This window comes from Mycobacterium sp. SMC-17, assembly GCF_045310915.1.
GTDB lineage: Bacteria > Actinomycetota > Actinomycetes > Mycobacteriales > Mycobacteriaceae > Mycobacterium.
The window spans coordinates 42,675-56,450 of record NZ_JBJIAK010000001.1; the positions used below are offsets into that span (position 1 = coordinate 42,675).

Genomic DNA, 13,776 nt, shown 5'->3' on the forward strand with positions numbered 1-13,776 from the left:
ATCGACGATGATCCTGCAGCAGTACTACCTGGACTGTCTGTCGCACGCGTCCTACCTGATCGGTGACGAAACCACCGGCCGCGCAGTCGTTGTGGACCCGCAGCGCGATGTGGCCGGGTACCTTGCCGATGCCAAGGAGCTTGGGCTGACCATCGAATTGGTCATCGAGACCCACTTTCACGCAGACTTCCTCTCCGGTCACCTCGAGCTCGCCGAGGCCACCGGCGCGAAGATCGTCTACTCGGCTGTCGCCGAGACCGAGTTCGAGTCGGTCGGTGTCGCCGACGGTGAGCGGTACTCGCTGGGCGACGTGACGCTCGAGTTCCGGCACACGCCCGGGCATACCCCGGAGTCGATGAGCGTGGTGGTGTACGAGCACGCCGACGACCAGACGCCCTACGGCGTCATGACCGGGGACACTCTGTTCATCGGTGATGTCGGTCGCCCCGACCTGCTGGCCTCGATCGGTTTCACGCGAGAAGAACTGGCGGACAAGCTGTATGAGTCGCTGCACAACAAACTGATGACGCTGCCCGATGCGACGCGGGTGTATCCGGCGCATGGCGCGGGCTCGGCTTGCGGCAAGAATCTGTCGACCGATCTGTGGTCGACGATCGGCGACCAGAAGGCGACGAACTACGCACTCCGTGCCGCCGATAAGGCGACGTTCATGAACCTCGTCACCGAAGGGCAGCCGCCCGCGCCGGGTTACTTCGTCTACGACGCGATCCTCAACCGCAAGGATCGCGAGCTGCTGGACGAGACCAAGATGCCGTCGGCCCTGACCTATGAGCAGGCTCGCGCGGCGATCGACGCCGGCGCTGTCCTCGTGGACGGCCGTGGCCCCGAAGAATTCGCGCAGGGTCACCTGCGCGGCGCGGTCAACATCGGCCTGCAAGGTCGTTACGCCGAGTTCGCCGGCTCAGTCCTGCCGTCCGACGTCGATATCGTGCTGTTCACCGAGCCCGGCGAGGAGCTCGAGGGTAAGAACCGGCTCGCCCGGATCGGCTTCGACCGGGTGATCGGCTACGTGGCAGAGCCGTACGCGGCGCTGGTCGCGCACCAGAATGACGTGCAGGTGGCATCGAGGTTGACCGCCAAGGCATTTGGCGAAAGGGCCGCCGAGCTGCCGAACCTGCAGATCGTCGATGTCCGCAACCCCGGCGAGGTCGCGGCCGGCACCATCCCGAACGCCGTCGCCATCCCGGTGGGCCAGTTGCCCGCCCGGATCGGCGAGCTCGACCCCGCCAAACCGACCGTGGTCTATTGCGCCGGCGGCTACCGCTCGTCGGTCGCGGCAAGTCTGTTGCGGCGGAACGGATTCGACGACGTCAGCGACATCTTGGGCGGGTATGGCGCCTGGGCACAAGCCGTCGAGAACGCCTGAAGACAGGAGACATCACAGCTATGACCATCACTGCCAAACACCAGATCGTGATCGTTGGCGGCGGCACCGCCGGCATCACGGTCGCGGCCCGGCTGCAGCGTAAGGGCTACACCGGCGTCGCGGTCATCGAACCCTCGGACAAGCATTACTACCAACCGCTGTGGACCCTTGTCGGCGGCGGACAAGCCCGGGCTGCCGCCACCGAACGCGCCGAGTCCTCGGTGATGCCCAAGGGAGTGACGTGGATCCGGAAGGCCGCGAGCGCTTTTGATCCCGATGCCAACACGGTCACCTGTACCGACGGCACCACCTACGAGTACGACGCGCTCGTCGTCTGTCCAGGCATCCAACTCGATTGGGATCGCACCGAGGGACTGGCGGAGACCCTGGGACGTGACGGAGTCTCCTCGAACTATCGCTTCGACCTCGCACCCCGGACCTGGGATTTCATCCGGAACCTGCGTTCGGGCACCGCGGTGTTCACCATGCCTTCCGGAGCCATCAAGTGCGCCGGCGCTCCGCAGAAGATCGCGTATCTGGCCTCCGACTACTGGCGGTCACAGGGCGTGCTCAAGGACATTGACGTCCACCTGGTCATGCCGGGCGCGCGGCCGTTCGGGATTCCCGCGATCGCGGACAGTCTCGACAAGGTGATCGCCGACTACGACATCACCCTGCACACCAACTCCGAGGTGACCCTGGTCGACGCGGCGTCGCACAAGGTCGGCGTCACCAGTGTGGGGGAGGGCGGAACCGACGCCATGCTGCCGTACGACGTCCTGCACGCCGTGCCGCGGCAGTCCGCACCGGACTGGATCAAACGCAGCGCGCTGTCGACGGGTGACGCCATGGGCTACGTCGACATCGACAAGCACACCATGCAGCACGTGCGGTACCCCAACGTCTTCAGCCTCGGTGACGCCGGTTCGTCGCCGAACTCGAAGACCGGCGCCGCGATCCGCAAGCAGGCCCCGGTGGTGGTCGAGAACATCGACTCCTTCTTGACCGGCCGTCCGCTGGGGGCGTCGTACGACGGCTACTCGTCGTGCCCGATCGTCACGTCGTCGGACGCGATGCTGCTCGCCGAATTCGACTACGACTTCAACCTGAAGCCGTCGTTCCCGCTGCTCGATCCGGTCATCCCGCACCGGGCCTACTGGTACCTGAAGAAGTACGGGCTGCCGTTCATGTACTGGAATCTGATGCTGAAAGGCCTTGCCTAGCCGTGAATATCGTTCTCGCCCTTGGCCTGGGCGCCGTCATCGGCGTCCTGCTCGGCCTGCTCGGCGGCGGAGGTTCCATTCTGGCGGTACCGGCGTTGGTCTATGTGCTGGGGCTCGGCATCGAGCAGGCGATTCCGATGTCGCTATTGGTCGTCGGCATCGCCTCGGCGGTGGGCGCGCTGCCGAAGATTCGGGCCGGCCACGTCCAATGGCGGTTGGCCGCAGTCTTCTCGGCGGCCGGTATCCCGGCGACCTTCATCGGCAGCGCCATCGGCCGCCACCTGCCGCAGCCGGTGCTCCTCGTCGGCTTCGCCGCGGTCATGGTGCTCGCCGGAATCCGGATGCTGCAGGACAACGGCGGCACCGGTACCGCCTGCAGAGTCGGTGATTCCGGCATCGACTGGCGCCGCTGTGCCTCCAGATCGATTCCTGCGGGTTTCCTCGTCGGGCTGCTCACCGGACTCTTCGGCGTCGGCGGCGGCTTTCTGATCATTCCGGCGCTCGTGTTGATGCTCGGGGTGGAGATGCCCATCGCGATCGGTACCTCGCTGCTCATCATCGTCGCGAACTCGTTGGCGGGCCTGCTGTCCCACCTCAGCGGCACCAGCATCGATTGGACGGTCACCGCGGCGTTCGTCGGTACCGCGATCGTCGGTTCGCTGGTCGCCGGCCACCTGGGCACCCGGCTCGACACCGGGCGACTGCAGCGCTGGTTCGCCTACCTGGTCTTCGCGATCGCCGCGTATGTGCTCATGGACACCGTCGCCGTGAGCTTCTTGTGACGTGACCAGCGGTGTCCGCAAATCTTCACCGGACCGACATGTCGGCGTCCCGTCGCGTGACGTGCGCGGTTGCCCAGCTTCTGGACAATGGCCGTATGGATACCGATACCGGACGTGGTACGCCGGGTCGCCGCGCCTGGGCCGACCCGCTGGCGTTGGGGTTCCAGGCACACCGGCAGCTGATGTTGCTCCGCCTGCGGTGGCACGGCCGCCGTCTGGACACCCGTCCAGACGGGCAACCGGACTGACGCCTAATCGCTTGTGCCGCCGGATGTTTCCGATGCGGCCGAGTGCTAGCGCGGACCGCTACCGATCGGTAACCGCGTTCTTAGGAATTCCACCTGCCGGAACGTGATGAAAGCCACATTTTGACAGGTGTCAAGCGGCCGCAATCGATTTGACGTGCGCATTTGTGGGGCCGCCACACCGCCTGCAATGGCGCGTCCTGGCGAGTGCACCCTAAGAGAAGTGCAATAATCGGTACTAGCAGTGACATCAAAATTTTGGCGGGCGCCGGGCTGGCGATCGTGAGCACCGTTCTGCGGCGTCTCCGAAACAGTGCGACGGACGGTCGAAACAGAGTGTGAAAGGCAGGCGTCGTGGGTCTCAACGACGACGACAACGGCACCGGCGCCGGGAGTGGCGCAGCCTCGCGGCAGAAGCTCGAGAAGGTCGTCATCCGCTTCGCCGGTGACTCCGGCGACGGTATGCAGCTGACCGGTGACCGGTTCACTTCGGAAGCCGCGCTCTTCGGCAATGACCTTGCGACGCAGCCGAATTACCCCGCCGAGATCCGCGCACCACAGGGCACTCTGCCCGGTGTGTCGTCGTTCCAGATCCAGATCGCGGATTACGACATCCTCACCGCCGGTGACCGTCCCGACGTGCTGGTCGCCATGAACCCGGCCGCACTCAAGGCCAACGTCGCCGACCTGCCGCGCGGCGGCATGATCATCGCCAACTCCGACGAGTTCACCAAGCGCAACCTGGCCAAGGTCGGGTACGAGGAGAACCCGCTCGAGAACGACGAGCTGTCCGAGTTCGTCGTCATCCCGGTGGCGATGACCACGCTGACCCTGGCCGCCGTCGAGGCCATCGGCGCGACCAAGAAGGACGGTCAGCGCGCCAAGAACATGTTCGGGCTCGGCCTGCTGTCCTGGATGTACGGCCGCGAGCTGGAGCACAGCGAGGCCTTCATCCGTGAGAAGTTCGCCCGTAAGCCCGAGATCGCCGAGGCCAACGTGCTGGCGCTCAAGGCCGGCTGGAACTACGGCGAGACCACCGAGGCCTTCGGCACCACCTACGAGGTGGCCCCGGCCAAGCTCAAGTCCGGTGAATACCGCCAGATCTCCGGCAACACGGCCATGGCGTACGGCATCGTCGCCGCCGGTCAGCTGGGTGACATCCAGGTGGTGCTCGGCACCTACCCGATCACCCCGGCCAGCGACATCCTGCACGAGCTGTCCAAGCACAAGAACTTCAATGTCCTGACCTTCCAGGCCGAGGACGAGATCGCCGGTATCGGCGCGGCCATCGGTGCCTCGTACGGCGGCGCGCTCGGCGTGACCAGCACGTCGGGCCCCGGTGTCTCGCTGAAGTCGGAGGCCATCGGCCTCGCGGTGATGACCGAGCTGCCGCTCATCGTCATCGACGTGCAGCGCGGTGGCCCGTCCACCGGTCTGCCGACCAAGACCGAACAGGCCGACCTGCTGCAGGCGCTGTACGGCCGCAACGGCGAATCGCCCGTCGCGGTGCTGGCGCCCGCCTCCCCGTCGGACTGCTTCGACGTCGCGGTCGAGGCCGCGCGGATCGCCATCACCTACCACACGCCGGTGATCATCCTGTCCGACGGCGCCATCGCCAACGGTTCGGAGCCGTGGCGGATCCCGGACATCGCCGGCTACCCGGCCATCGAGCACACGTTCGCCAAGGCGGGCGAGCCGTTCCAGCCGTACGCGCGTGACCCCGAGACGCTGGGCCGCCAGTTCGCCATCCCCGGTACCGCGGGTCTGGAGCACCGCATCGGTGGTCTCGAGGCGGCCAACGGCTCGGGCAACATCTCCTACGAGCCCAAGAACCACGACCTCATGGTCCGGTTGCGCCAGCTCAAGATCGACGGCATCAAGGTGCCCGACCTCGAGGTCGACGACCCGAGCGGCGAAGCCGAGCTGCTGATGCTCGGTTGGGGCAGCTCGTACGGCCCGATTGGCGAAGCCTGCCGCCGCGCCCGGCGCAACGGCGTCAAGGTTGCCCACGCGCAGCTGCGCCACCTCAATCCGTTCCCGGCGAACCTCGAAGAGGTGCTGCGTAGGTACGACAAGGTCGTCGTGCCGGAGATGAACCTCGGCCAGCTGGCGCTCCTGCTGCGCGGCAAGTACCTGGTCGACGTCCAGTCGGTGACCAAGGTCGAGGGCATGGCGTTCCTGGCCGACGAGGTCGAGGGCATCATCAGCGCGGCGCTGGACGGATCGCTGCGCGAGAAGGAAACTGACAAGGCCAAGTTCGCACGGCTGGCAGCCGCCACCGTGGAAACCGGTGTGGGAGCAAACGCATGACGGATCTGATCGGTGCTGATCTGGGCCTGACCGAAGCCCTCAGCAAGACTGCCCTGGTTCCGACCACGGACCAGCCGCAGAAGGGCAAGGACTTCACCAGCGACCAGGAGGTGCGCTGGTGCCCGGGTTGCGGTGACTACGTCATCCTCAACACCATCCGCAACTTCCTGCCGGAGCTGGGCCTGCGCCGCGAGAACATCGCGTTCGTCAGCGGCATCGGCTGCTCGAGCCGGTTCCCGTATTACCTGGAGACCTACGGCTTCCACTCGATCCACGGTCGTGCCCCGACCATCGCCACCGGTCTGGCGCTGGCGCGCCCGGACCTGTCGGTGTGGGTCGTCACCGGTGACGGTGACTCGCTGTCGATCGGTGGTAACCACCTGATCCACGCGCTGCGCCGCAACATCAACATCACGATCCTGCTGTTCAACAACCGGATCTACGGTCTGACCAAGGGTCAGTACTCGCCGACCTCCGAGGTCGGCAAGGTCACCAAGTCGACCCCGATGGGCTCGCTGGATCAGCCGTTCAACCCGGTGTCGCTGGCCCTGGGTGCCGAGGCGACGTTCGTCGGCCGCGCGCTGGACTCCGACCGCAAGGGTCTGACCGAGGTGCTCAAGGCCGCGGCCCAGCACCGCGGTGCCGCCATCGTCGAGATCCTGCAGGACTGCCCGATCTTCAACGACGGTTCGTTCGACGCGCTGCGCAAGGAAGGCGCCGAGGAGCGCCTGATCAACCTGCAGCACGGCCAGCCGATCACCTTCGGCGCGGAGAACGAGTACTGCGTGACCAAGTCCGGCTACGGACTGGAGATCGGCAAGACCGCCGACGTCGATCCGTCGGACATCGTGGTGCACAACGCTCACCTCGACGACCCGGCGTACGCCTTCGCGCTGTCGCGCCTGTCGGAGCAGAACCTCGAGCACACCGTGATGGGCATCTTCCGTCAGGTGAACCGCCCGACCTACGACGACGAAGCGCGGGCTCAGATCGCCTCTGCGCGGGAATCCAAGGCGCACGACACCGCCGCTCTGCAATCCTTGCTGCGTGGCAAGGACACCTGGACCGTCGAAGAGTAACGACACCTTGAACGAAGACGCCCCGCTGGCCGCAGTTGTACTGGCCGGCGGGGCGTCTCGTCGTATGGGGCGCGACAAGGCCACCGTGCGGTTCCGCGGGCCGGCGGGGGAGATCACGTTCGTCGAGCAGACGGTGGCGACGCTGCGGTCCCGCTGCCAGGCGGTGTTCGTCATCGCCGCCCGCGGCCAGGCGCTGCCTGACCTGGACGCGGAAGTGCTGCGCGACGCGACCCCGGGGGTCGGACCGCTGCTGGCCACCGCCCGTGGTTTGCGCGCCGCGGCCGACGCCGGATACCCGCGCGCGTTCGTATGTGCCGTCGACATGCCGTATCTGACGGCCGAGCTGATCGACGAGCTCGCCGAACACGCGGCCCGGGTGGACGCCGACGTGGTGCTGCCCTGGGACGGGCGGGACCACTACCTGGCGGGCATCTACCGGACCGCACTGGCCACTCGGGCCGACGAGCTGGTGGCCCACGGGCGGCGCAGCATGCGGGCCCTGGTCGACACCTCCGACACCCAGCGCGTGGTGATGGACCGGCAGCGGGCGCTGGTCAACGTCAACAGCCCGGACGATTTCGTCTGACCCCTCAGCAAAGGTCCATCGCCCGGCTGTGAATCCCTGAATTCCTCGCTGTTCCACGAATTCGAATAACTGCTATTTCCGCGCTCTGCGCCCAATTCGGAAATTCATCGTCGCAATTCCGAACAATTCGTCAACTGTGACATTCGCGAATTCGTAACCTGTTGCAGTGCAACAGGTTTGGTTGTTCACCAGCGTAGGTGGTCGGTTAACGCTGCTCGAACAGCGCGCATCGGACGCATGAAAAGTGCTGATTGGCGGCGGTGTCGAGCGGCGCTGGCGAGTCCCGCGGGGATTGACGCGTCCGTCGGCAGCGAACTGCGGCGCCGGTGCAACTGGATTTCACCGGGCGACACGCCGGATGTTTAGCGGCGGCACTGCCAAAATGTGCCGCTGACCTGCGACAACTGTGACTCGTGTGAATTGAATTCTGTGTGCCACGCCACAATTTCATGGTGACCTCTATCACGAAATGTTGCCGAACCGTGATTTGTTAGGGGTGCTTTATACATCGCGTGACCTGCTTATGTTCCTCTCAGGTTCGGCTGTGATCTGCTTGTTATCTGGCTGGGACCGGTTCGACATTGCCGCGCGAATTCTTGCTACGGTCCTCGTGCTGCTCCAAGAGAGCAAACAACTGAAAAACCATGAACCTGCGTGTGAGCGGGATCGCGGTGGGACCAGAGCAGATGGCCTGTTGCCCGTGGCGTCCGCCGGCCTCGAGCCCGGACCGATCAAACCGCCCCCGCTGTCGTGTCCGACCGAGACGACACGATTCAGCCCCCTAACGCCTGCCCGGCAGGCAGCAGTTCGCACCGCCTATGCGCGGGCGATGTTTGGCGCGCGCTCGGCGAGAGGAACAACGTGAAGAACATCCGCACAACGCTTGGACTGGTTGCCGTTGCTGGGGCAGTTGCTGTGGCCCCGATGGTCATCGGAACCGGTACCGCGAATGCGGACGGCGGCCACAACTGGGACGCCGTTGCAGCCTGTGAGTCTGGTGGCAACTGGTCCATCAACACCGGCAACGGTTACTACGGCGGGCTGCAGTTCAACCTCGGCACCTGGCGTGCCAACGGTGGTTCGGGCATGCCCCACACCGCCAGCAAGGACGAGCAGATTCGAGTCGCCGAGAACGTCGCCGCCCGTCAGGGCATGGGCGCTTGGCCGGTCTGCGGCCGTCGGGGCTGATTCCCGAAGGCTCAGGGCGCCACAACCGCGCCGACGAGACAAGCAGAGGGCGCCGGACCACAAGGTCCGGCGCCCTTTGTCGTCGTCACCGCCGTTGCCCCGGCGTCCACGGATGATCCGTCACTTGATGAAACTATGGGGACATGGCGACGCATGACATCGCGACCGGCCTCGGCACCCTGCAGGTCCACGTCAGCGGCTCCGGTGCCCCGATTCTCCTGATGCCGAGCCTGCTGACCGATCACACGCTGTACGACGCTCAGGTGGCGCACCTCTCCGCCCGATACACCACGATCGCGGTCGACCCGCCGGGGCAGGGGCGCAGCGAACCGCTGCGCAGCGCCTTCACCTTCGCGGACAGCGCCAGGGCGTACATCGACGTCCTGGACGCGCTGGGGCTGCCGTGGGCGCACCTCGTCGGCAATTCGTGGGGCGCCATGATCGGCGGCACGATGTCGGCGACGTTCCCCGACCGGGTCGGGTGTGCGGTCCTGCTCAACGGCACGGCGTCCGAGGGGCCTCGCTGGGACCGTCTGCAGCTCGCGCTCGCGGCCCGGATGACCCGGCTGGCCGCGCGCCCACTCTTCGTGCGGTCGACGGTCGTGCCGCGCTTCCTCGGGAAGACGACGCGGCGGCGGCGGCCGGATCTGGTCGCCGGGCTGGTGACGATGATCAAGCGCAACGATGCCCGGTCCGCCAGCTTCGCGGTGGAGAGCATCGTGGTCAGGCGTCCCGACCAGCACGCGCTGTTCGGCCACATCGCCGTCCCGACACTGGTGGTGGCCGGTCGCGAGGACGCGAGCTTCCCCGTCGCCGAGGTGCGCCGGATGGCCGAGGCGATTCCGGGCTCGGAGTTGGTGGTCCTGGATCGGATCGGCCACCTGGCCGCCTATGAGGCGCCCGACACCGTCAATGCCCTCATCGACGACTTCCTCGACCGCCACCCCAGGCAATGATCGCGCGAGGCGGCGCCCCGTCATGTGCTAACAACGGAGCATGGCCCTGACACCGTTCGACGACCTGGATACGTACTTCTCACTGCCCCGGGTGTCCGGGCTCGCGGTCTCACCCGACGGCCGTCGCGTCGTCACGATGATCAGCGAGCTGAACGCCAAGGGCACCGAATTCGTCACCGCGGCTTGGGAACTCGACCCCGACGGTCAGCGCGAGGCGCGCCGGCTGACGTACGGAGCCAAGGGGGAGTCCCAGCCGGCCTTCACCGCGGCCGGTGACCTGCTGTTCGTCGCGGCCCGTCCCACCGACACCGACGACGACCCGCCGGCGGCGCTGTGGCAACTGCCCGCCAACGGCGGTGAGGCACAACGACTTCTGGAGCTGGCGGGCGGCGTCACGGGCGTGCACGCCGCCCGCGCGGCCGACGTCGTCGTGGTGACGGCGCCGATGCTCCCGTCGGCCGGCACGCCCGAGGACGACAAGCGGCTGCGCACCCTCCGCAAGGACAAGAAGGTGTCGGCAATTCTGCACACCGGGTACCCGGTGCGGCACTGGGACCACGACCTGGGTCCCGATCACGCGCACCTGCTCCGCGTCGAATCGGGTGCGGCCCATGACATCACGCTGCAGCCGGGGATGGCATTGAACGAGGCCACCGTGGCGGTCAGTGCGGACGGCAGCTTCGCCGTCGCGTCGTGGCAGGTCCCCGCTGCGGGGGCCGCGCTGCGCAGCGTGCTGGTCCGCATCGACATCGCGACGGGGGAGCGCACCGTGATCGCCGACGACCCGGCTGCCGACCTGGGGCACCCGGCGATCTCGCCCGACGGCACCACCGTCGCGTACCTGCGGGAGACGCTCTCGACACCCGCGCAGGCGCCGCGGATCACGCTGTGCCGCCAGGTCTTCGGTGCCGAGCCGGTGGAGCTCACCGCGCACTGGGACCGCTGGCCGGCATCGGTGACCTGGTCGCACGACGGGTCGAACCTGCTGGTCACCGCGGACGACAACGGCCGGGCGCCGATCTTCGCCGTCGACCCGTCGAGAGGCGTCGTTACCCAGCTGACGCACGACGACTTCGCGTACGGCGAGGTGCGGCCCGTCGCCGGCGGTGCGCTGTATGCCCTGCGCAGCAGCTACCTGACGCCGCCGCATCCGGTCCGCGTAGACGCCGACGGATCCGTCACCGTGCTGCCGGGCGTCGAATTTCCCGAACTGCCAGGCGAATTGGTCGAGCTGACGGCGACCGCGGACGACGGCACGCCCGTTCGTTCCTGGCTGACACTGCCGGCCGGCGACGCGCCCGCGCCACTGCTGTTGTGGGTGCACGGCGGGCCGCTGGGCAGCTGGAACACCTGGCACTGGCGGTGGAATCCCTGGCTGCTCACCGCGCTCGGCTACGCGGTGCTGATGCCGGACCCGGCGCTGTCCACCGGCTACGGTCAGGACTTCATCCAACGTGGCTGGGGCGCTTGGGGTTTCGCGCCGTATACCGACCTGATGGCGGCCGTCGACGCGGCATGCGCGCACCCGCGCATCGACGCCGGCCGGATCGCCGCCATGGGCGGCTCGTTCGGTGGCTACATGGCCAACTGGATCGCCGGGCACACCGACCGGTTCGCCGCCATCGTCACGCACGCCAGCCTGTGGGCGCTCGATCAGTTCGGGCCGACGACCGACGGCGCCTACTGGTGGGCCCGTGAGATGACACCCGAGATGGCCGAACGCAATTCGCCGCACCGCCATGTCGAGAACATCAGGACGCCGATGCTGGTGATCCACGGCGACAAGGACTATCGCGTCCCGATCGGCGAAGGACTGCGGTTGTGGAACGACCTGGTGACCCGGTCGGGGCTACCGGCCGACGACACCGGTGAAACTGTGCACCGCTACCTCTATTACCCGTCCGAAGGTCATTGGATCGCCGCGCCGCAGCACGCCAAGATCTGGTACCAGGTGGTGACGGCATTCCTGTCCGAGCACGTGCGCAAAGAACACGTCGACCTGCCGGAGACCCTCGGTTAGGTTGGCAGCATGACCGCACCGCAGCGCGAATTCGACATCGTCCTCTATGGCGCCACCGGCTTCGTCGGGAAGTTGACCGCCCAATACCTGGCCGAGAACGGAGGGCAGGCGCGGATAGCGCTGGCGGGCCGGTCGATGGACAAACTGGCCGCGGTCCGCGACTCGCTCGGCGCGGCCGGGCAGAACTGGGGCCTGATCCAGGCCGATGCCGCGTCGCAGCACACCCTGGATGCCATGGCCGAGCGGACCCAGGTGGTCGCCACCACGGTCGGGCCGTACCTCAAATACGGCCTGCCGCTCGTGGCAGCGTGTGCCGCCGCCGGCACCGACTACGCCGACCTGACCGGCGAGAGCCTCTTCATCCGCGAGAGCATCGACCTGTTCCACAAGCAGGCCGCCGACACCGGTGCGCGCATCGTGCACTCGTGCGGATTCGATTCCATCCCTTCGGATCTCACCGTCTACGCGCTGTACAAGGCCGCCGCGGCGGACGGCGCCGGCGAGCTCACCGACACCGACTACGTGCTCCGCGGATTCTCCGGCGGGGTATCCGGCGGCACCGTCGCCTCGATGCTCGAGCTGTTCACGCGGACGTCCGGTGACGAGGAACTGCGCCGGACCATGATGGACCCGTACACGCTGACGACCGATCGCGGTGCGGAGCCCGACCTCGGCCACCAGACCGACACCCCGTGGCGCCGGGGCCGCGACATCGCCCCCGAACTCGCCGGCACGTGGACCGGTGCCTTCGTCATGGCGGTGGCCAACACCCGCATCGTGCGGCGCAGCAACGCACTGCTGGGCTGGGAGTACGGGCGCCGCTTGCGGTACGCGGAGCACATGAGCCTGGGGTCGTCGCCCATCGCGCCGGTGGCCTCGGCGCTGGGTACCGCGGCCAACGCGGCCGTCATGAACCTCGGCAGCCGCTTCTTCAACAAGCTGCCCCGCGGCCTGATCGACCGTGTCGTGCCGAAGCCCGGGACCGGCCCCAGCGAGCAGGCGCGGGACAAGGGCTACTACCGCGTCGAGACCTACACCCGCACCACCAGCGGCGCCCGGTACCGCTCGGTCATGGCGCAGCAGGGTGACCCGGGCTACAAGGCGACCGCGGTGCTGCTGGGCGAGAGCGGGCTGGCGCTGGCCCTCGACCGCGACCGGCTGTCGGATCTGAAGGGCGTGCTGACGCCGGCCGCGGCGATGGGCGATGTGTTGATGACGCGGCTGCCGGCCGCCGGCGTCACGTTCGAAACCGAGGCGCTGGGGCGCTGATTCGCGCAGCAAGCGCCGAAGTGCTGTGCCTCGCCGCCGACCCGGCTAGTGTCGGCGGCGAGGCGCTTCACACACATCGGTGACGAGGGGAACATGCCATGGCTGGTCTTGACGAACTGCTCAATCAGATTCCGACACAAGAGATTGCGGCCAAGCTCGGCGCTGATGAAGGGGAGGTGAACAGCGCCGTACAACAGCTGGTGCCGTTGCTGCTCGGCGGTGTACAGCAGACCGCGCAGGACCACCCCGACACCGCGGCCGGCCTCGAAAGCGAAGCCGCCGATCACGCGGCGAGCGGGCTGCTCGACGGTGGGGTGACGGTCGACCAGGTCAACCAGGACCAGGGCGCCGACGCCGTCGCGAAGATCTTCGGCGGCAACGACAGCGGCCAGGTGGCGTCGGCGCTGGCCGGCGGTGGCGCGGGTAACAGTGAGCTGATCCAGAAGCTGCTGCCGATCCTGGCGCCCATCGTGCTGGCCTACATCGGCAAGCAGCTCACCGGCGGCGGCGCAGCGTCCACGCCCGCGGCGTCCGGTGGCGGTGGTCTCGGCGACGTGCTGGGCAACATCCTCGGCGGCGCGCTGGGCGGTAACAACGCCGGCGGCAATACGAGCTCCGGTGACAACCCGCTCGGCAGCATCCTGGGCAGCGTCCTCGGCGGTGGCGGCAACCAGGGCGCCGGCGGCGTGCTCGGCAGCGTCCTGGGCGGGCTGTTCGGCAACAAGAAGTAG

The 13,776-nt window shown here is 67.4% G+C and carries 11 protein-coding genes and 1 pseudogene; all 12 read left to right on the forward strand.

The annotated features are described in order from the left end of the window. The first annotated feature begins 7 nt into the window (after window positions 1-7). Complete coding sequence (locus ACJH7A_RS00195) at window positions 8-1,387, forward strand: rhodanese-like domain-containing protein (protein WP_406801262.1); 1,380 nt, start codon at window positions 8-10, stop codon at window positions 1,385-1,387. A 20-nt stretch (window positions 1,388-1,407) separates the two neighbouring features. Further along, window positions 1,408-2,610, forward strand: a complete 1,203-nt coding sequence (locus tag ACJH7A_RS00200) for an FAD/NAD(P)-binding oxidoreductase (RefSeq protein WP_212812323.1) — start codon at window positions 1,408-1,410, stop codon at window positions 2,608-2,610. Between the two features lie 2 nt (window positions 2,611-2,612). Continuing rightward, window positions 2,613-3,392: a sulfite exporter TauE/SafE family protein gene (locus tag ACJH7A_RS00205; protein ID WP_212812321.1), complete on the forward strand. Its 780-nt coding sequence runs from the start codon at window positions 2,613-2,615 to the stop codon at window positions 3,390-3,392. Window positions 3,393-3,487: 95 nt separating this feature from the next. After that, window positions 3,488-3,640, forward strand: a complete 153-nt coding sequence (locus ACJH7A_RS00210) for a hypothetical protein (RefSeq protein WP_020102196.1) — start codon at window positions 3,488-3,490, stop codon at window positions 3,638-3,640. Between the two features lie 351 nt (window positions 3,641-3,991). After that, window positions 3,992-5,947 (forward strand): 2-oxoacid:acceptor oxidoreductase subunit alpha, encoded by a 1,956-nt coding sequence (locus ACJH7A_RS00215; protein ID WP_212812320.1) that lies wholly within the window; start codon window positions 3,992-3,994, stop codon window positions 5,945-5,947. Continuing rightward, window positions 5,944-7,026 carry a 2-oxoacid:ferredoxin oxidoreductase subunit beta gene (locus ACJH7A_RS00220; protein ID WP_212812319.1) on the forward strand — a complete coding sequence of 361 codons (1,083 nt, stop codon included), beginning with the start codon at window positions 5,944-5,946 and terminating at the stop codon, window positions 7,024-7,026. Before ACJH7A_RS00215 ends, ACJH7A_RS00220 begins: the two co-directional genes overlap by 4 nt. 7 nt (window positions 7,027-7,033) lie before the next feature. Then, window positions 7,034-7,612 carry a molybdenum cofactor guanylyltransferase gene (gene mobA, locus ACJH7A_RS00225; protein WP_212812318.1) on the forward strand — a complete coding sequence of 193 codons (579 nt, stop codon included), beginning with the start codon at window positions 7,034-7,036 and terminating at the stop codon, window positions 7,610-7,612. Between the two features lie 966 nt (window positions 7,613-8,578). After that, window positions 8,579-8,800, forward strand: a pseudogene (locus ACJH7A_RS00230) (transglycosylase family protein); the annotation flags it as partial. Between the two features lie 143 nt (window positions 8,801-8,943). After that, entirely contained in the window at window positions 8,944-9,756 is an 813-nt protein-coding gene (locus tag ACJH7A_RS00235; RefSeq protein ID WP_212812316.1) for an alpha/beta fold hydrolase, read from the forward strand. A 40-nt stretch (window positions 9,757-9,796) separates the two neighbouring features. Further along, window positions 9,797-11,776 (forward strand): alpha/beta fold hydrolase, encoded by a 1,980-nt coding sequence (locus ACJH7A_RS00240; protein ID WP_212812315.1) that lies wholly within the window; start codon window positions 9,797-9,799, stop codon window positions 11,774-11,776. Window positions 11,777-11,785: 9 nt separating this feature from the next. Then, window positions 11,786-13,045 carry a trans-acting enoyl reductase family protein gene (locus tag ACJH7A_RS00245; RefSeq protein ID WP_212812314.1) on the forward strand — a complete coding sequence of 420 codons (1,260 nt, stop codon included), beginning with the start codon at window positions 11,786-11,788 and terminating at the stop codon, window positions 13,043-13,045. Window positions 13,046-13,143: 98 nt separating this feature from the next. Further along, window positions 13,144-13,776: a DUF937 domain-containing protein gene (locus ACJH7A_RS00250; RefSeq protein WP_212812313.1), complete on the forward strand. Its 633-nt coding sequence runs from the start codon at window positions 13,144-13,146 to the stop codon at window positions 13,774-13,776.

What these genes read in the sequence shown, in the direction of transcription:
- ACJH7A_RS00250 (WP_212812313.1), top strand. Translation starts at nt 13,144, where the DNA reads ATGGCTGGTCTTGACGAACTGCTCAATCAGATTCCGACACAAGAGATT.
- ACJH7A_RS00200 (WP_212812323.1), top strand. Translation starts at nt 1,408, where the DNA reads ATGACCATCACTGCCAAACACCAGATCGTGATCGTTGGCGGCGGCACC.
- ACJH7A_RS00235 (WP_212812316.1), top strand. Translation starts at nt 8,944, where the DNA reads ATGGCGACGCATGACATCGCGACCGGCCTCGGCACCCTGCAGGTCCAC.
- ACJH7A_RS00195 (WP_406801262.1), top strand. Translation starts at nt 8, where the DNA reads ATGATCCTGCAGCAGTACTACCTGGACTGTCTGTCGCACGCGTCCTAC.
- ACJH7A_RS00240 (WP_212812315.1), top strand. Translation starts at nt 9,797, where the DNA reads ATGGCCCTGACACCGTTCGACGACCTGGATACGTACTTCTCACTGCCC.
- ACJH7A_RS00210 (WP_020102196.1), top strand. Translation starts at nt 3,488, where the DNA reads ATGGATACCGATACCGGACGTGGTACGCCGGGTCGCCGCGCCTGGGCC.
- ACJH7A_RS00220 (WP_212812319.1), top strand. Translation starts at nt 5,944, where the DNA reads ATGACGGATCTGATCGGTGCTGATCTGGGCCTGACCGAAGCCCTCAGC.
- ACJH7A_RS00245 (WP_212812314.1), top strand. Translation starts at nt 11,786, where the DNA reads ATGACCGCACCGCAGCGCGAATTCGACATCGTCCTCTATGGCGCCACC.